This is a genomic window from Paenibacillus sp. FSL W7-1287 (assembly GCF_038004245.1).
Taxonomy (GTDB): Bacteria; Bacillota; Bacilli; order Paenibacillales; family Paenibacillaceae; genus Pristimantibacillus; species Pristimantibacillus camelliae.
On record NZ_JBBORD010000001.1, the window covers coordinates 2,986,602 to 3,004,603 of the forward strand.

Consider the following 18,002-nt stretch of genomic DNA (forward strand, 5'->3'; position numbering starts at 1 on the left):
TCTTCTGTTTATCAATCTGTCATTCAACTGCTATCATTCAGTTCGATGTGTTGCAACGATGTGTTTATTACAAAACCTTCACGGATACATTCTTTGTTTTTTGCAGCTGTCTAATACAAACGATAATAATTATTGGGAATATGATCGTTAACAGCAAGCCCCCTCTTAAGCTAAACTCGGCAAGCTGACTGCTCGTTTGTATTTCTTCTATTAATGACCAACTAGAATGTGATACTGCTAGTGACACGATCCCTACCGCGCTTGGTCCAATCGCGCACCCAATATCTCCACCAAGTGCCAAAAGAGCAAACATGGAATTACCGCCTCTTGGATAGGTTTCAGAGGATAAGCTAATCGCAACCGGCCACATCACACCTATTGCTAAACCTGTAAGTGCGCATCCTATTAATGCAACAATCGGGTCAAGCGCCAATGATGCAATAAGATAACTAAAAATACATAAAACAGATGACCACATTAGCAGCTTCTTCATATCCACTTTTCTCGCTAACTTGCTATAAACAATCCGCGCTAACCCCATGAGCGCAGCAAATGCACAGGGCCCCAACAAATCACCAAAAGCTTTAGAAACACCGAGCCCACGCTCAGCATACAACGAGGACCATTTTGACATCGCCTGCTCAGCTGCTCCGGCACAAATCATAAGCACAAACAATAACCAAAACGTTTTTAATGTTAAGAGCCTTCTCATTGATGTCCGCTCATGCTGCTCCACAAGCTCTCTTACAGGAACACTTGTAAACAAGAAGGTATTAATTAAAGGAACGATACTCCATATAATAGGCAAGTAAATCCAGTTACGCAGACCGAATATTGTAAAATACAAGGTAGTGAGGAATATAACCCCAACTACCCCCCAGCAATAGAAGGAATGCAGCACACTTATCGCATTAGCTTTTTCATCACCAGGCAATGCCCCTACAAGCGGGCTTATTACGACTTCAATAAAACCTCCACCCACTGAATTTAATGATATCGCAATGAGTAAAGCCCAAAACGGCTCCATATACTCGGGTAAAATACTCATACATGCCAAGCCGCCAACACAACATAGGTTTGCAATAATGATCGAAGCTCTATAACCGATACGATCGACTACCTTACCAGCGATAATATCGATACAAATCTGAACAGAAAAACCTATCGTAATGAGTAAAGCTATTTTTTCTAAGGAGAGATTAAATTGATCTTGAAATATTATTAGCAACAATGACGGTAAATTCGAAACCACTGCTTGCGTAACATAACCGATAAAACATGCATACAGTGTATGCTTAAAGCTAAAATTCATAAAGCCCTCCAACCTGATTGAAAAACTATCAGTAAATAATATAATTATACTAGTATACATGAATCAATTTCATAATGCACTTATCTAAACAAAGTCAGACTAACAGAATTTATTAATTCCTATTTTTTGAAGCTTAAGCTGCTTGATGTTTTAATCTTTTATTGATGCGGTCTACTGCTAATTTCGTTGCATTGTATACTAAAGAAACCAGCGTCAAATGTGCTTTTGCTTTTTGACCTGAACGATGACGAATATGATTCAGTTGAAAATACCCCTTCAAATAGGCATTCACACGTTCAACAGCGGTTCGGCGTTTAGCTATATGATCCCAAGATACCGTTCCTCGTGCAGGTGCCGTATACTTGCGAAGACTGGATGTTATTTTAATTTTGTACACCTTTTGACACAAACTATCTTTTTTAAGCGGACATTCTTCACATGCTTTCGGACGGATATACTTTAGCGTCTCGTATTTCGCATCGTAGCTATCATAACGATAGGATTGTTCTCTTACACAGGTTGGAGCAAAATGCTCATCGAATCCGATATATTCGGGTTCTCGTCGACGGTTGTAGGCGATAATCGCATGAGCTTCTGCTTTTCTTACTTGCTCATAAATTGGTTCATGGTCATACCCAGCATCCATTGTTGCATAGCGATACTTAAAGCACGGATGATGAAGGGCAAGCCCCTTTAATAAAGGAATAGCAGCTTTTCCATCATTTAAATTACCTGAAGATAGCAACGCACCTAGAATATATTGACTACTTGTGGCAACCGCCAAATGTGCCTTGTAGCCATACCAAAAGACGTTGTTTTGTTCACTATTTTTCTTGATGCCCCACTGTGGGTCTAGTGGCATCTGTTGGCTTAGCTGTTCGTAGGATGTTGTCAATTGATCAGCTATTTCTCGTTGGTAAATCGTTTTTGTTGCTTCTTCAGCTTGTTTTTGTGCGAGCCAAATCTTATGTTCTTCTTTCGACTTACGTCCACGTTTTTTAGGTTCAGGCTTTTCTTTCGCTTGCTTCTTAGGTGCTTGATCACGAGCGACTACATGTGTAGCATCGATGGCAATCGTATCGTCGAGAATAAATCCTTCTTGCAGTGCATGAGTAATGACTTGTTGTTGCATCTGCTCTAGTGCGTTGCTCTGACTAATTTTCTGAATAAGCCGAGAGTAGGATGCTTCAGAAGGAATGGAATCTGACAGCATAAAGCCACAATCCAGACGAAACAAAAGATCCTCACGGAGCCTTTTGATTAAATCTTTAATTGTCGGGATGCGTGAAATGAGTCTAGCGATTAACGAGTAAATCATCGCCGAGTAGTGAACTTCAACGGGAGCACCAAGCCTTGATTTTTTACTGACCACGGACAGTAAAGGTTGAATATCTATTGCACTAAATATGGCTTCAAAACGAAATTTTTGCTCCATAGAAAACAAGTCTTGCAAGGAAAACAGACTTTCGTGTCGAATATATGGCATAGGGGTTCATCCTTTCATCTCATTGTTTTGGTGGTACTTAACAATTTCGAGATTTGGGGAGGTTCTCCTTTTTTCATGCCTTAGAAAGCTAGTCATATCGGGGCTTTAGATTTATGAAATTGATTCACATATTAATTATTTCTAATTATTCCTTCTAAATCTATCATTAACTACCCTAATATGGAGGATTTATGCAAATTAATAAAATTAACGTTGATCATCGTAAAAAAGAATTAATACAGTACGGCAGCATAAAATTTCCAATACAGGTTTATTTGGACGATCTTCATAACTATGATTTAGGCTATATAAATTTACATTGGCATAAAGAATTTCAATTCTCTGTTGTATTAGAAGGAGAAGTTGAGGTTAGAGCGAACGATGCATCTATTGTTCTTCGAGCTGGTGAAGGTGTTTTTATTAACTCTGAGGTGTTACATTCTATTAGCTCAACTAGCTCACAAAATGCAATTTTGTTTTCAGTTATTGTTAGCCCGCAGATCGCTAATGTTGAACACGGTCTCATTTATGAAAATTATATTCATGCTCTAGTGAACAGTAAGGGCATCCCCTATATTGAATTACGCGATGCTGCATGGCAGAAGGAATGCATCCGTCTATTAACCTGTATTTATCAATTAGATCAGCAAAGGAAATTCGGCTATGAACTGTTAGTCATCAGTCATTTAGCTAAGATTTGGAATCACCTCGTCGTTGATTCTAGGGAGATACTTATCAGTAATAGTCAAATTGATTTGTCCATTAATCAGCAGCGCATTAATATGATGCTAAACTATATCCATACGCATTTTCATGAATCAATTAAGCTTATCGATATTGCAAACTCGGTAAATATAAGTACAAGTGAATGTAATCGTTGCTTTCAAAAATTGCTCGGTATAACACCCATTGAATATTTAATCCAAGTTCGACTGGAGCATGCTATCACACTATTAGTTGAAACGAATATGCCTGTAATCGATATCGCGTTCAGATGCGGCTTTAATCATTTAAGCTATTTTGGCAAAGTATTTAAGGATTATAAGGGCATGTCCCCGACTAGGTTCCGAGATGCTAATAAAAAAGCTAATGCATAACGATTAGTTGAACGTTCCTGTCATGAATGCTACATATGCTCGTACCTATTTTTAAGGTACAGGCACAACTGGGCAGCTACCCACATACATTAGAGAACAGACTGCAGCTGCCTTTTTTAGGCCCATGTAAAGTTCATCAGGAGGTGGAGCTATGCCTGGTTTTTTCACATCAATCGCCTTATTTATTAAGCAATTGACCTTATTAGTATCCTACGTCAAGAACAATGCTTTTCCACAGCCGTTGAAGGAAGAGGAAGAGCAGTATCATCTGACGCGAATGGCTGAGGGGGATGTAGATTCACGAAATACGTTAATCGAACATAACTTGCGTCTAGTCGCACATATCGTGAAGAAGTTCGACAATACGGGTGAGGATCAAGAGGATCTCATCTCAATCGGCACGATTGGGTTAATTAAAGCGATCGAAGGCTTTCAGCAAGGCAAAGGCACCAAGCTGGCTACTTTTGCTGCTCGTTGTATTGAGAACGAGATACTAATGCACCTTCGTTCCCTCAAAAAAACTCGCAAGGACGTTTCGCTTCATGACCCTATCGGCACTGACAAAGAGGGCAATGAAATAACTTTAATCGATATACTTGGCAATGAAGGGGACGATATTGCCGATCAAGTACAGCTAGAGATGGAAAAGAGTAAAATTTTCAAAAACCTCAGTATTCTTGATGATAGAGAGAAAGAGGTAATCATCACGCGATTTGGCTTACTTAGCGGCGGTGATGAGCGCACGCAGCGCGAAATTGCTAAGGATTTAGGGATTAGTCGCAGCTACGTCTCTCGGATCGAGAAACGGGCACTGATGAAGCTGTATCATGAGTTTTATAAGGAAAAGGATAAGTCGAGTAGGAGATAATATAGTGGTAAAGGCCAAGCTAGGTAGATGTGTCTACTTAGCTTGGCCTTTGTAATTGTTCCTGTTGTTTCTAATATATTAATTCCTTGGCCAGCGATGAGCAGGGACATGCTTCAGCATTGCATGAAATAGCGTCCCCCATTGATGCAGCTTCATATCCACTACGATATGCTCTCGATGGAGACCAGCTTGTGCCAATACAATTTTAAGCTGTGCTGGTGTAAAAATACCTCTGAGCACTTCAGATACCGGTGCCTTGTAGGCTCTAAGCACATAAGCTGCGAACGCAACAAATCTTTTCGCTTCTTGCATAGGAATTAAAGCCGTTTCTCTGCGCTTTATGATCATTATTGCAGCATCTACTCGCGGTGGCGGTGCAAAATCTGTTCTCGGAATGACGCTCTCGAGCTTGAACGTAAAGAACATTTTCCACATCAATAAACGTGAATCAAACGTAGTTTTTTGTGTAAACCGTTTTGCTGCACCCTTCTCTACAATTAATGTTGCTTTTTGCAGTGCTCTTCCTTCTGCACCAAGCAGCCTCTCTAGAATCGGCGTCGTAATTGAAAACGGAATATTCGCCACGACTGAGAATGAACTTGTTGGCAAGCAATACGTTCTAATATCCGCTTGAACGATTGAAATATGTGAACGCTCACTTGCAGTGACTTTGCTTTTCAGTGCTTGAGCATAAGCAGCATCGATTTCCACAGCAATAACCTTCCTTACTTGCTCGCCAATCGGGAAAGTAAGTCCTCCTTTCCCTGCCCCTATCTCAAGTACCAGATCATTAGACTTTAATCTCGCCACTTCGATCAATCTCCTAATCGTTTTTGGATTATGAAGCAAATGTTGACCTGTAAAATTAGGACTGATTTTCTTTTTGCTTTTCGCTCGGTTTTGTTTGCTATGCCTCATCATAGATAAATCCCTTCCATTCTTGTTTTTTTCAAAACAAAAACCGCTGTCTGCAGCGGTTTACTAGAAGGGAGCTTAACAATTTGCATACTCAAACAAGCCTATGCCACAACGATAAAATGGCAAAAGCTGAGCATGAATCATGTTCCATCTTAAGTAAATGATCTATTGCAAGCACAAAAAAGAGACAGCAATCATTACTGTCCCTAAACACTTTAAATAAGCGAGATATCCTAAAATGGGCAGACCGATTCCGTTTGCTCCGCACGCAGACAGAGCCTTTGTTCACTATTTAATTCGTAGGACAAAGTAAAAAACGCAATCTTCCGTAAGTTATAACACCCATAATTAGGACAACCCTCCGTTCCTCAAGTTCCTTCCATTGTAGCGTATATAAAAGCTTATAACAACCACCTCAGTAAAATTTGCAAAGAATCTTTATCTATCATGTGCTCCATAATATTCTGCCGCCTCATGGGCATACTATGGAAAATTCTGTAGGAGGTATTCCATGTCTAAAGATGGTTTTATGAATGAAAAACGAAGCGAGTCTACTGATCTTGCCACTGTAGAATCCCAGCGCAACGACCTTATTCCAGAAGAATTCGCGGACGGCCCATATGGTTCGCCTATGAATGCAGAACAACTAGGTAAGAGTACACCGTGGCGCAAGGATCAACGTCCTCCCAATCGATTTGATTATGAAGATCGAGCACAGCATGCAGGAACCGAGCGTGAGTACCCTGGTGATCAAGGACAAGGGAATGCCGCTTTAGATACATTTAATGACGAAGACTAAAGCTATTAAACAGCGGAAATATACTTCCAGACTGGCGGGTTTTATATCGCCGGCTGGAAGTGACATTAACTAGCTGCGCCTTACGGCAAGTAGGAGCTTGTATACTGAGCTTTATTCGATATGTCATAAAGGAATTCTCACTCCGAACCATTTTGCCATCTCAAAATCTCAAATTCCCCTCCACATGACATAACGACATATTCCCACCCAACATCCATGACACTACCAAATAATATTCAATGACGTTCTCCATCCTGCAAGACTTAACGTCCTGATCTTAGTCCTAACAACGTAGACGAAGTAATATGTTTGAATGTTGACAAGTCCAAGCGCATAAGGTTAAACACGCACTACACATTGCATTAAATGGCCCAAGCTTATTCTGCCGCATGCTTTACAGTATCCACATTTACTCCTGCTTGCTTATGTCTTTTGGAAAAATTATACTAAACCTATCCTAATGTAGAATGGAGAGTTGCTATGAAACGTATTGCTGTATACTGTGGTTCCAGTATTGGAGCTTCTTCTGACTATGAACAAGCTGCTATTGCATTAGGTAATGAGCTTGCTCAACGTGGCATCGGTCTCGTCTATGGTGGCTCGCGCACGGGCTTGATGGGGGCGGTTGCAGATGCTGTGTTAAAAGCTGGCGGAGAGGTTATCGGCATAATCCCTCATCATCTGGCACATCGAGAAATTGCCCACGAGCAGCTTACCAAGCTCATTAAGGTTGATTCAATGCATGAGCGTAAGCATCAAATGATGGATCTATCAGACGGCTTTATTGCTATGCCTGGCGGTGCTGGGACAATGGAGGAGTACTTTGAAGTCATTACATGGAGTCAAATTGGGCTGCACAAAAAGCCATGCGGTCTATTGAATGTTAAAGGCTACTACAACCCGCTAATCCATCTGTTTGATCATATGGTACAGGAGCAATTCTTAAAAGGACGCTACGCTGCACTTAATCTTGTCGCGGAGCAGCCTCACGAGCTGTTAGAGCAGATGGCTAATTTCCGCCATCCCGACGAGCTATAAATATTCCTCAACCTTTACAATTTCTTAATATACAGTTGTCAAGTTTGGAAATGTATAGTACATTAGATCACAGTTGCATATAAACCGTCCGGGTGCTTGTGGAAACAGGCTGAGATAGTAGCTATTACCCCGCTACTGACCGTTGATCTGAACTGGATAATACCAGCGTAGAGAATGGGTGTTTAGAAAAAGAGGGATTTTCTGACCGTCTGCGTATATCCAGACGGTTTTTTTGTGCATACAAAACAATGTTGGAGGAGTCAAAACATGAAAAAACTTAGTTTAGTAGACATCGTTGTCATTATAGTGATAGGTATCGTATTTGGAGTAATCATGAAGTTTTGGGACGATCTATACAGCGTAGTGAAGCCGTTATTGCCAACGCTGCGTCAATTAATTTATGGTATGTGGTTTATGGTCGGTCCATTTGCTGCTCTTCTTATTCGCAAGCCTGGGGCAGCGCTATTGGCAAGTGTTGCAGGTGCAAGTCTATCCGCGTTAGTCGGTAACGGTTTTGAGGTTCTAATGTACGGATTAATTCAAGGTCTTGGAGCTGAGCTCGTCTTCCTAGCATTCCGATATCGCAAATTTTCAATTGCAGTTGCAGGATTAGCAGGCATCATGTCCTGCGTTGGCGGCTTCCTGCTAGATCTAAGCTATGGTTACGCTGAATTGGAAACATGGGCATTAATCGTGAAGTACGGATTACGTGTCATTAGCGCCTTTATCTTTACAGGGATCTTCGCCTACTATATCGTGCTTGCGCTAGAAAAAACGAAGGTCACTTCGTTAATTCGCCCAATTGACTATTCAGAAATTGACAACCTTAAGCAGTAAAGAAGGAGTTTAACGGATGACGAATAAAGCGATAGGTGTTACGAAGCTGAGAGCCAAGTACAGTGGGGAAAAGCAGCTTATATTCAACGATCTCACCCTTTCCATCCCTCATGGTCAAAAACTACTGCTGCTTGGACCTAGCGGCTGTGGCAAGTCTACGCTTTTACAAATTATTAGCGGCATTATACCGGGAGCAGTCCAAATCCCACTGCTGGCAGAGCAAATTACAAAGCCAGAGAGCTGGGGCTTTGTCTTTCAAGACCCAGACACGCAATTCTGCATGAGCTATGTCGATGAGGAGCTTGCGTTTGTCCTTGAAAATCAACAAATCCCACAAGAGCAGATGAAGCAGCTCATTGAGGAAGCTCTGGAGCATGTCCAGTTGCACTTGCCCAAGCTACATACTCCGATTGCAGAGCTGTCACAAGGGATGAAGCAGCGTCTTGCTCTTGCGGCGGTATTGCTTCTTAAGCCGGATGTTGTATTTCTTGATGAGCCTTCTGCCCTGCTAGATCCTGAGGGCAAGCAATATATATGGGAAACGATCCGTAGCACGTTAGCGCAGCATACCGTCATTGTCGTTGAGCATCATATTGACGGTATTCTCGACTGGTTTGATCGTGTCGTAGTGTTAAATCGTCTAGGTGACATTATTGCTGATGGCCACCCGTCTCATGTATTTGCAGAGCAGAAGTCATTTTTAATGCAGGAAGGGATATGGTATCCGAATATATGGGAGGAGTATTTTTCTTATCAATCGAACTCACTAAGCTTAGCCTTCCGAGCTGAAGCTACTGCCGAGCTGCAAGCTCAACCAAACATTAGCGGTAGCCAACCATTGCTCGAGCTGCAAAACTTTAAAGTTAAACGCGGAGCGTATTCACTCGTTGTACCATATGCCGCCGCACAGCAAGGAGATTGGATTGCGATAAGAGGTGCAAATGGGGCTGGTAAAAGCACACTGCTGTTCGCATTGGCACGCTTGCTAGCCTCTAATGGCAGCTATCGCATCCAAGGTGAGGACGTGGGCGAGGACATACCTCCTTCGATGAGCTATGTCTTTCAAAATCCTGAGCTGCAATTCATTACAGATCGAATCATTGATGAGGTTACGCATTCACTTATCGTCAAGTATGATAAGGAACGAACAGAGAAGGAGCAAGGCGAACATTGGATAAAAAGGCTATTTGCTCCTAAACAACGCAAGAGCAGAATCGATCTTCAGCAGCTAACGCTTGAAGCATCAGCGGCACTCGAGCAGCTTCAATTAAGCGTACCGCCTGACCGACATCCTTATGAGCTAAGCATCGGACAGAAGCGTAGACTAAGCGTGTTGACAGCACTTGTCGAAAATCGTTCCATACTATTACTGGATGAGCCTACCTTCGGTCAAGATGCACGCAGCACCTTTATTATGCTTGAGTGGCTGCAGCAGCTACAGGCTAGTGGCGTAACGATTATGATGATAACGCATGATGAGCAAATTATGAGGCGCTTCGCAACACAAATTTGGCATATTGAGCATGGTACGTTAACGACATGTTTACCAGCACATGCGCTATATTCTAAGGAGGCAGACGATGAACAGCTTACTCAACTGGTTCACACCTAACAAACAAACCTGGCTACATCGCTGTAATCCTTCATTAAAATTTGTTGCCTTATTCGCTATCATGCTGTTTGTATTTTTCAGTCGCGCCATTGGATTATATGTTGGCTATATCATTTGCCTTAGTATCGTGCTCTGGTCTAGCAGTGGTTTCCCCGCGCGGAAGGTTGCCTTACTTCATATTCCGATCCTCATATCCAGCTTGTCCTCAGGTATCACCTTGACGTTATTCGGCAGAGGAAATGATATCATCTGGCAATGGTGGATCATAAAGATCTCCCATGAAAGTATTCATTCAGGTATGATGATCGGAACGAAGTCCTTATTAATCGGCATCATCAGCTTACTGCTGCTGCTTACCTCACCACCTGTAAAGCTGCTTTATTCATTTATGCAGCAGCTTCGTTTACCAGCTAAGTATGCGTATGCGTTTCTTGCAGGGCTGCGCCTCGTACCTTACATGATCGAAGAGGTTCAATTACGAAGACGAGCACTACGTATACGGCGAGTTCAAGCAGATCGCGGCTTTGCTAAAATCTATCAGATGATAAAGCTGTATAGCATTCCGCTAATTGCACAGGCGATCCGCAGAGCCCATCGCATCGGTATTGCAATGGAAGCAAAGCAATTTCAGCAAAAGCGAACCTATTATTATATCACTAGCTTCTCTGCCTACGATGGCATCTTTGTTTGCATCGTGCTAATATGTACCGCCGTCGCGCTTATCGTTCCTGAGCTCCCGGTATAATATTGAAAAGCTTCAGCTACATCCAACCTGATACATCTGCAACAACAACATGCCCATCACGTTTAGATTTCTAACCGTGATGGGCATTTCTAGTGTAATAAAAATGACTCGAGCGTGTATCCCTAACGCTATTGATCAAACTGTACAAGCCATATATCTCTCTTGAAATGAGTTTTCTGCACCTGTCCAGCATCGATGATCGTAGCTCCAATCGCCTGCAGCTCATGCTCGATTGGCTCGACAGAGACGATCACTGCTCTTTTCGCTAATTTGCTCAAGGCCTGCAGCATCTCTTTACGCTCGGACTCCGGCAGCACGGAGCAACGATTGTACGGCAAATCCAGCACCGCGACATCGTAATCATCCTGCAGCTCTCTCATATCGGCAATGCCGATGCTGCAGCTAAAATCGAAGGCAGCCATATTCTCACGGGCACCAACAACTGCGAGTGGATTAATATCATAGCCTCTTGCAGAGACTCCTTGATCGCAGGCCTGTAGCAAGACCGTTCCGATGCCGCAGCAAGGATCAAGCAGTGTTACCGTTGAATCCAGCTGAGGCAGTAGTGTATTGACCACTGCACGTGCAACGCGTGTACTTAACGCAGTAGAGTAGTGTCTTGGCTTGCGATCATATTGCTGCCACTTGCCAGCATGTTGCTCGTATATGCCGAGCAGCCACTCTCCCTCGAGCTGTATGACGCCTAGCCAAACATCAGGGGACTTAAGATGAATGCTGCCGCCAATCGCGGTCCCAAGCTCCCGCTCCATCCTTCTCCTCAGCTCGTAAGGCAGCTTACTCGCGTTACCGTCTTGGATCACCTCAAGCGCAGTAATCTTATATACTTCCTGTAGCTGTAATTCCGCTGCTTCATGGAGCAAGTCTTCGTAGCTTTCAGCACTGAGCAACACTTCCAGTCGGTATTTTACATATGGGCTTCTTTGCGGAGAAACCTCTAGCTCGCTATCTATAACTGCCGTTGATTGATACCAGCTTGGCTCTACACGCAGCATTTGCCTAATTTCCAAGCTGCATAAGGCTAGCTCCTGCTCATGGCAGGTATATCGATATATATATCGCTTACTATTCACACGAACCACCTTACTCATCGTCTCGCCGTGCTTGCTTCGTTGGATGGTTCAGCTCGATATATTGGGGCTCAATCGTTGAATGCTCCTGAACGATAAAGCTTGCATTACAATGCACACACCCAATCGCATCAATCGGATTACTGCGATTGCAGCTCGGACACTGCTTGTCATCTGCTAAATTCAACATTTTCAATTGGTTTTGCTCTATTTCTGTTTTAAGCATTGAAATTTGCTCAAGCTGGTGGCTAAAAAACGATAGCTGCAGCTCTTGACCTGCTTCTGCTGCAAGTGCTACCTTCTCCCCAATTTCCTTATACAATCCGCTAATTTCGTTTTGTTTGCCAACATTGATTAATTTTAGCCTATTAATTTCGACGAGTATTTTCGCTTTCGTACCTGCTTCCGATACACCACTTTTTAATTTATCCAAAAAGCTCATATTGACGCCTCCTTTGCCTTCTTATAGGGTTGATTCTCCTAGCTACCTATAGTATTGTTCAATTAGATTTGTCAGGAGGGATTACAGCATATGCAGCTACCAAGCAATGAATGGGGAAAATTATTGCAGCAGGAGCAATTAAAGCCATACTATAAGCAATTACAACAATTTATTATAACAGAGTACAGTACATTGAACATATATCCAAAGCAAGATCATTTATTTCGCGCATTAAAGCTAACGGATTACTCTGATACACGAGTCGTTATTTTGGGACAGGACCCGTATCATGGTGAAGGACAAGCACATGGACTTGCCTTCTCGGTTCAACCTAACGTAAAACTTCCTCCATCACTTAGAAATATGTTTAAGGAGCTGGAGAACGACCTCGGCATAGCTGCACCACAGCACGGTAACCTCGAGGGGTGGGCAAGACAAGGCGTGCTGCTGCTCAATACTGTACTGACCGTACGTGCTGGTGAAGCGAACTCGCATCAAGGAAAAGGATGGGAAGTTTTCACCGATGAAGTCATTCAGCTGCTTAGCAAAAGAGAAAACCCTGTCATCTTTGTGCTATGGGGCAAGCCTGCGCAAGCGAAGAAAAAGCTTATCGCCGCTCATCATATCATTATTGAATCGGTCCATCCTTCTCCGCTTGCTGCATACCGCGGATTTTTTGGAAGCAAGCCGTATTCAACGATTAATCGCCATCTCGCTGAGCTCGGACAGCAAGCTATAGCTTGGGACCATACTTAGAGCTGCACTAGACACACGTACACGCGCCTAGTTATATTTTTATGCTGTTGTTCAGCCATCATATGATTTTTATACTAATAGGGTCAAGAATTATTCTTCTCACTGTTAAATGAAACGACAGAAGCAACAGGTAAAGCTGCGGGCAGCAATTAGCCCGCAGCTTTACATTTATTATCGACACTTATTATTAGCTTACTTTACGCTGTACTTATGCTGCTCGTACGCTTCACTTGCTTCTCTCATTAGATGTATTCCACCCTGATTCATCCACTCTTCTACAAACCTATCAAAGCTGCTAATCGGCAGCTCTCCTGTAATCATCATTAGAAAATAGTTCATCTCTAGCTCAAGAAGCTGCTCCCAATAAGTCGAATAAGCCGGCAAATGCTCAATGCTGTAGCTCTCTACCTTTATCATCGGCTGCTTCGATATTTCCCCTCCCTGCATATAGGCCTCAGCTACACTCCATGCCTCCATATCCTTCTTCGGCTGCTCCTCCTCCTGCACAACGTATTGGTACAGCCTTGACAGCTCAGGCGTCAGCTCTTCCTCGGTTAGTTCCTCTGCTAACAGCTGCTGCAGCATCTCATAACGCTTTACCACGCCATCTGGATCGTCCAGCAGCAGATCAAATGAATAGTAATTACGCAGCTGTACACCCTGCTGTGCTGCTATACTTCGTATTTCTTTACTAGCTTCATCCTCTATGTTGTCATAGCGCTCCAAGGCTGTGAACAGATTAAGAAGTGCCACTACGGCTTCGGGATACGGGTAGCCTTTACGAACGACTAGATAGCGGTCCGTTATCGGCGCAGACTTCGTTGTAAATTGACCCCCAGCATCTAACGGCGCCATATAAACCTTCCACTCTGCCTTCGTATCCAGTGATACCGATGCACTTAACGGCCAGAAGGGCGCCCACCACGGTGCAAAAATCATCCCCACTTGATTTTGCGTTACCAGCAAGCTCGCATCCTTACGCAGCATAAAATCACGATCAATAATTCCATGTTCATACCATTCCGCCAGCTTCTCAAGCGCTGCACGCGATTCAGCTTGAATCGATCCGTACACAAGATGTCCTTCTTGATTGACGATCCAATTTTGCGGGAAAGCGTGAAAGCTTGCGAAAAAAGAGTCTAGTCCCAACACTCCGGTTTTTTGCTGATAGACAAGCGATTTGTCAACGGGGAGTCCATAGGTGTCGTGCTCCTTATTACCATCGGGGTCACGATGCACGAACGCCATTGCAATATTCTCAATGTCTTGTAGTGTTCTAGGCGGTTCAAGCCTCAGCTTATCAAGCCAATCCTGTCTAACCCATAAGTACGTTGGCGCATCTGCCTCTATGCCAACATTGGGCAGTCCGAATAGCTTATCATCGATTTTCGCTTCCTCTAACGCTTTTCCACCTGTCGACTCATAGATCGACTTTACGAGAGGGGAGCCATGCTGTTCATAAACGTCATCCAGCTGCTCAATTAGTCCTCTTTCCGCCAACTGAAACAGCTGCTGCCGATTAACGATAAATGCATCAGGTAAGTCATTGCTGCGTATGGCTAGCTCTAGCATCGTATTATATTGCTCTTCTCCGCTTGCCTCCCAGCTATATTGAACCTCAATGCCTGTTTTCTCCAATATATAGCGTGTTACAAAATTATCATCACCAACATCACCCTCCGGAAGCTCGATATCAGAGTATGAATAAGGGACTCGAAGCAGAATTGGCTCATCATAAAGCAGTTCACTATTCTGTGCTATTTCTATGCTAGAGGCGCGAGTGCAGCCAGTACTACATACAGCGACATATATGATCGCTACAACAGCAAGCCATCTGCTCACCATAATCACTTCAACTCCTCCGCATGAAGTGAGCGATATTCTGTCGGATACACGCCTAGCTGCGCTTTAAATGCTCGACTAAAGTACTTGTGATCAACAAAGCCAACGCGATTGGCAATTTCTGAGATCGTTAGCTGAGTCGTGATTAGCAGCTGCTTGGCAGCATTCAGCCGGAGCGTCCGAAGTACGTCGCCAAAGGATACTCCAAAAAAGCGTTTAAAGCATTGGCTGAAGTAGCTGCGACTCATGCCAACTTGATAGGCAAGCTCACTTTGATTCAGCTCTAGAGATATTTGCTCATGCATATAACGAATTGCTTTAATCATGCAAAGCATAACCTCGTGCGAGAAGGATAGATCTCCCATTTTGCTGCGCAAAAAAATAGAAAATTGCTGAAGCCATCGTTCTGTACATTTCCAAGTCAACGCTTGCGGCTGATCTAATTGCTTCCCACCATACTCTGCATGACTCATCGTCATCGTAAGGAGCACCTGACGATAAAAGTAATGACACAGCTGCTGCATATAAGCTGGACTAGGCTTGAGCTGCAGCACCTCTTCGACCCATCTCGCCCACTCCTGTGGGTACAGCAGCCAACGATAGGTTTCCGTATCATGAAAAAAGCGTTGCTCCTGTTCCTTGCTTGATGCGCTAAGTTGCTGCATCCAGTGTGAAAGCTGAGCATCCGTCAGATGCAGATATTGATCTCTATCTCCACTATAGAATAACAATCGCTCTCCTTGCTCCATTAGCCAGCACTCGACTGCCTCCGTGTTCATTCGTTTACTAGCGCTTAGCTTTACAACCACAACATCCACATACTGAACTACATTGTCCAGCTTTTCTATTGAATAGCCAGGATGCAAACGAAACCAGTGTGGATCTAGCTTCTTTCCTTCCGTTTGCAATGAATGAGCATGCTGAGGATGATAGGCTGAATGTGATGTATAATAATATAGATAAATACCGCCTGGGTACAGCGTGGGTACATCCTGTTTTCGTTTAAGCTCCCGCTTAAGCCTTGAGACGATGCGCTTTGCCGTTTCCTCTACATTGTCACGATTCAGCAGTGTCTTCACAATATAATCAATAGCTCCTAGCTGCAGCGCTTCCTGCACATAGTCAAATTCGTGATGACAGGTCAAGATGACAAAATTCACATGTGGATGCCGCTCTTGTACATGCTTAATGAGCTCAAAGCCATTCATATTCGGCATCGTAATATCAACAAACATGACATCAACTTCTTGCTCTGATAAAAATTTCAACGCCTGCACGCCATCCTTCGCTTCACCGACAAATGAAATATCAAATGCTTGCCAGTTCATTAAGGATTGCAAGCCTTGTCGTACTAAGCGTTCATCATCTACAACAAGAGCATTAATCATGCCGCTCCTCCTCCAGCTTATTTGGAATAATGACAGTTAGACTTGTTCCAACGCCCTCCATGCTTTCTAGCTGTAGCACCCCACGTCCACCATAAAAGCGTTCCAGCAATCGTCGAACGTAACTAAGACCGATGCCCATGCCGCTAGAAGACGTTTTTGAAGCTGGAAGCAGCTGCTCTAATATTTTTCGATCAACACCTCGGCCATTGTCCTCCACTTTAAGCATTATTTCATGCTCCGAATGAGGTCTAATCGTAATGGCGATCACGCTATGCTCCTCGCCGCGACCATGATAGATAGCATTTTCAACGAGTGGCTGCAATAAAAACCTTGGAACGTTAACATCTAGCATCTGTTCATCTATGTCAAGCTTAAAGCTCAGCTCATCCTCGTAGCGAATTTTATGGAGATCGATATAATGCTGAAGTGCTTCCAGCTCCTGTCTAATTGTTACGATTAGGCTGCTTTTCCCCATATTATAGTGCAGCAGCTTTACTAGCAGTGTGACGATCCGGTCGATATCATCCTGTCCTTTAGCACGTGCAATCCATTGCACCGTATTAAGTGTATTATGTAAAAAATGTGGATTGATCTGGCTAAGCAGCTTTTCAATTTCCAGCTGTGATTTATTGCGCTCATTTTGCGATACCTCTGCAATCAGTTCATTGACGGTATGCTTCATCCCTTGAAAGTTATAAAGCAGTGTATCGAACTCCTCGATGCCGATCGGCTTAACAGGAGATTCACGTTCCCCTGTTAATTTAATTATTTCTAGGTTCATCCGTCTTAAAGATCCGTATACTTTTCGCCATATCATCATCGCAATAATCAATGCTAGAATGAGCGAGCCTAGAACTAAAGCTACCATTCTTAAAAACCAAGCATTGATCTCTCGATTATATTCATCCTTATTAACCGCAATAACAAGCTTCCAGCCTTGAATGCTCTCGTAGCCAAAGAGGTAGTGTCCTTGTATCTGCTTCACGCCACTAGAGACTAGCTCCCAGCTCAGCTCCTCTGCTGCAATAGGCGGGTCATTGGCATCGGCAAAGAGCACCTCCTTCTGATCCGAGATCAGATAATGATGGACAGGCATACCATACCAATGATTATTCATCATTTTGCGGAACATGTTGTAATTGGATTCTAAATAAATATAGAGGGAATCATTGCTGTCAGATCTCACTTCACGAATCGAGGAAAAAACGATATTCTCACTATTTTTATATTGTGTCTGATGTGGCCCATAGTAAGCGGTTCCATTGTAGCGTACAAATAAAGGCAGCTCATTAATATTAAAATCCTCCCTAACTGATAGATTGTTAAAAAGTATCGGCTGCTCAGTATTCTCATGATAGTAAACCATAAGTCCAACATTTGGATTCGTAAAATTTACAACGTTAAAAGTAGCCTCAATCTGCTCAATCATATCCACTTTTTCTGATAGGCTCGTCGTGCTCATATATTCGTTTACTCTAGCAGCGGTTTGTCCATCTAATGCGAACTGCTTCGAGACAAAATCAAGATTGCTCAATAAATTCTCAATCCCCATCGCTTCCTGCCTTAAACTCGCTTCAATTCCAGCAGATATTTTATGCTGGAGTATTGAATGCATCGAGCTGTACGTATATCCAGCTAGTATGGATGGAGGAATTAAGCATGCGATAAGCAAATAAATAATGAGCGTGCGCCTCAATGTCCCTTTTTTGAAAAACTGCTTGATACGCGAAACTGATTTCATCGAAGCAATCACTCCATATGTATATATTTACTA

General features: G+C 43.1%; 16 protein-coding genes and 1 riboswitch. Of the genes, 8 read left to right on the plus strand and 8 right to left on the minus strand.

Annotated elements, in window-relative coordinates:
• Window positions 1-67: 67 nt before the first annotated feature.
• Entirely contained in the window at window positions 68-1,312 is a 1,245-nt protein-coding gene (locus NSQ99_RS13605; protein ID WP_340837208.1) for an MFS transporter, read from the minus strand.
• Window positions 1,313-1,445: 133 nt separating this feature from the next.
• Window positions 1,446-2,798, minus strand: a complete 1,353-nt coding sequence (locus NSQ99_RS13610; RefSeq protein WP_340835123.1) for a transposase — start codon at window positions 2,796-2,798, stop codon at window positions 1,446-1,448.
• 191 nt (window positions 2,799-2,989) lie between these two features.
• Here NSQ99_RS13610 and NSQ99_RS13615 point away from each other — a divergent pair, with 191 nt between their 5' ends.
• The gene (locus tag NSQ99_RS13615) at window positions 2,990-3,895 is read left to right on the plus strand and encodes an AraC family transcriptional regulator (RefSeq protein WP_340837209.1); all 906 of its coding nucleotides are present in this window, start codon (window positions 2,990-2,992) and stop codon (window positions 3,893-3,895) included.
• A gap of 151 nt (window positions 3,896-4,046) precedes the next feature.
• A complete protein-coding gene (gene sigK, locus NSQ99_RS13620) occupies window positions 4,047-4,763 on the plus strand; it encodes an RNA polymerase sporulation sigma factor SigK (protein ID WP_251665775.1) in 717 nt (238 codons plus the stop codon).
• 78 nt (window positions 4,764-4,841) lie between these two features.
• Here the strand turns inward: sigK and erm are convergent, their stop codons facing one another.
• A complete protein-coding gene (gene erm, locus NSQ99_RS13625; protein ID WP_340837211.1) occupies window positions 4,842-5,684 on the minus strand; it encodes a 23S ribosomal RNA methyltransferase Erm in 843 nt (280 codons plus the stop codon).
• Window positions 5,685-6,192: 508 nt separating this feature from the next.
• Between erm and NSQ99_RS13630 the strand changes: the two genes are divergently transcribed.
• From NSQ99_RS13630 to NSQ99_RS13650, 5 genes are all read left to right on the plus strand, one after another.
• Window positions 6,193-6,480, plus strand: coding sequence for a hypothetical protein (locus tag NSQ99_RS13630; RefSeq protein ID WP_340837212.1), 288 nt, complete (start codon window positions 6,193-6,195; stop codon window positions 6,478-6,480).
• A gap of 480 nt (window positions 6,481-6,960) precedes the next feature.
• Window positions 6,961-7,518 (plus strand): LOG family protein, encoded by a 558-nt coding sequence (locus tag NSQ99_RS13635; RefSeq protein WP_340837214.1) that lies wholly within the window; start codon window positions 6,961-6,963, stop codon window positions 7,516-7,518.
• Window positions 7,519-7,596: 78 nt separating this feature from the next.
• Window positions 7,597-7,709: riboswitch (TPP riboswitch) on the plus strand.
• 76 nt (window positions 7,710-7,785) lie between these two features.
• Window positions 7,786-8,355, plus strand: a complete 570-nt coding sequence (locus tag NSQ99_RS13640; RefSeq protein WP_340837215.1) for an ECF transporter S component — start codon at window positions 7,786-7,788, stop codon at window positions 8,353-8,355.
• Between the two features lie 16 nt (window positions 8,356-8,371).
• Complete coding sequence (locus NSQ99_RS13645) at window positions 8,372-9,967, plus strand: ABC transporter ATP-binding protein (protein ID WP_340837218.1); 1,596 nt, start codon at window positions 8,372-8,374, stop codon at window positions 9,965-9,967.
• Entirely contained in the window at window positions 9,936-10,712 is a 777-nt protein-coding gene (locus NSQ99_RS13650; RefSeq protein WP_251665784.1) for an energy-coupling factor transporter transmembrane component T family protein, read from the plus strand. Before NSQ99_RS13645 ends, NSQ99_RS13650 begins: the two co-directional genes overlap by 32 nt.
• A 128-nt stretch (window positions 10,713-10,840) precedes the next feature.
• Here NSQ99_RS13650 and NSQ99_RS13655 read toward each other — a convergent pair whose 3' ends face one another.
• Window positions 10,841-11,803, minus strand: a complete 963-nt coding sequence (locus tag NSQ99_RS13655) for a TRM11 family SAM-dependent methyltransferase (protein ID WP_340837219.1) — start codon at window positions 11,801-11,803, stop codon at window positions 10,841-10,843.
• 10 nt (window positions 11,804-11,813) lie between these two features.
• Window positions 11,814-12,242 carry a zinc ribbon domain-containing protein gene (locus tag NSQ99_RS13660; protein ID WP_340837221.1) on the minus strand — a complete coding sequence of 143 codons (429 nt, stop codon included), beginning with the start codon at window positions 12,240-12,242 and terminating at the stop codon, window positions 11,814-11,816.
• 90 nt (window positions 12,243-12,332) lie between these two features.
• Between NSQ99_RS13660 and NSQ99_RS13665 the strand changes: the two genes are divergently transcribed.
• Window positions 12,333-12,998: a uracil-DNA glycosylase gene (locus tag NSQ99_RS13665; RefSeq protein ID WP_340837223.1), complete on the plus strand. Its 666-nt coding sequence runs from the start codon at window positions 12,333-12,335 to the stop codon at window positions 12,996-12,998.
• A 192-nt stretch (window positions 12,999-13,190) separates the two neighbouring features.
• On the opposite strand, the gene NSQ99_RS13670 is transcribed toward NSQ99_RS13665, so the two are convergent.
• From NSQ99_RS13670 to NSQ99_RS13680, 3 genes are read right to left on the minus strand one after another with little or no spacing between them, the layout of a single operon-like run.
• Window positions 13,191-14,843, minus strand: a complete 1,653-nt coding sequence (locus NSQ99_RS13670; protein WP_340837225.1) for an extracellular solute-binding protein — start codon at window positions 14,841-14,843, stop codon at window positions 13,191-13,193.
• A gap of 2 nt (window positions 14,844-14,845) precedes the next feature.
• Window positions 14,846-16,228 (minus strand): response regulator transcription factor, encoded by a 1,383-nt coding sequence (locus NSQ99_RS13675; protein WP_251665792.1) that lies wholly within the window; start codon window positions 16,226-16,228, stop codon window positions 14,846-14,848.
• On the minus strand, window positions 16,221-17,969 hold the full coding sequence (locus NSQ99_RS13680; protein WP_251665794.1) for a sensor histidine kinase: 1,749 nt from the start codon (window positions 17,967-17,969) through the stop codon (window positions 16,221-16,223). Before NSQ99_RS13680 ends, NSQ99_RS13675 begins: the two co-directional genes overlap by 8 nt.
• Between the last annotated feature and the right edge of the window lie 33 nt (window positions 17,970-18,002).

Bases quoted from the DNA above. Each gene is read 5' to 3' on its own strand.
- NSQ99_RS13605 (WP_340837208.1), bottom strand. From the start codon at position 1,312: ATGAATTTTAGCTTTAAGCATACACTGTATGCATGTTTTATCGGTTAT.
- NSQ99_RS13610 (WP_340835123.1), bottom strand. From the start codon at position 2,798: ATGCCATATATTCGACACGAAAGTCTGTTTTCCTTGCAAGACTTGTTT.
- NSQ99_RS13615 (WP_340837209.1), top strand. From the start codon at position 2,990: ATGCAAATTAATAAAATTAACGTTGATCATCGTAAAAAAGAATTAATA.
- sigK (WP_251665775.1), top strand. From the start codon at position 4,047: ATGCCTGGTTTTTTCACATCAATCGCCTTATTTATTAAGCAATTGACC.
- erm (WP_340837211.1), bottom strand. From the start codon at position 5,684: ATGATGAGGCATAGCAAACAAAACCGAGCGAAAAGCAAAAAGAAAATC.
- NSQ99_RS13630 (WP_340837212.1), top strand. From the start codon at position 6,193: ATGTCTAAAGATGGTTTTATGAATGAAAAACGAAGCGAGTCTACTGAT.
- NSQ99_RS13635 (WP_340837214.1), top strand. From the start codon at position 6,961: ATGAAACGTATTGCTGTATACTGTGGTTCCAGTATTGGAGCTTCTTCT.
- NSQ99_RS13640 (WP_340837215.1), top strand. From the start codon at position 7,786: ATGAAAAAACTTAGTTTAGTAGACATCGTTGTCATTATAGTGATAGGT.
- NSQ99_RS13645 (WP_340837218.1), top strand. From the start codon at position 8,372: ATGACGAATAAAGCGATAGGTGTTACGAAGCTGAGAGCCAAGTACAGT.
- NSQ99_RS13650 (WP_251665784.1), top strand. From the start codon at position 9,936: ATGAACAGCTTACTCAACTGGTTCACACCTAACAAACAAACCTGGCTA.
- NSQ99_RS13660 (WP_340837221.1), bottom strand. From the start codon at position 12,242: ATGAGCTTTTTGGATAAATTAAAAAGTGGTGTATCGGAAGCAGGTACG.
- NSQ99_RS13665 (WP_340837223.1), top strand. From the start codon at position 12,333: ATGCAGCTACCAAGCAATGAATGGGGAAAATTATTGCAGCAGGAGCAA.
- NSQ99_RS13670 (WP_340837225.1), bottom strand. From the start codon at position 14,843: ATGGTGAGCAGATGGCTTGCTGTTGTAGCGATCATATATGTCGCTGTA.
- NSQ99_RS13675 (WP_251665792.1), bottom strand. From the start codon at position 16,228: ATGATTAATGCTCTTGTTGTAGATGATGAACGCTTAGTACGACAAGGC.
- NSQ99_RS13680 (WP_251665794.1), bottom strand. From the start codon at position 17,969: ATGAAATCAGTTTCGCGTATCAAGCAGTTTTTCAAAAAAGGGACATTG.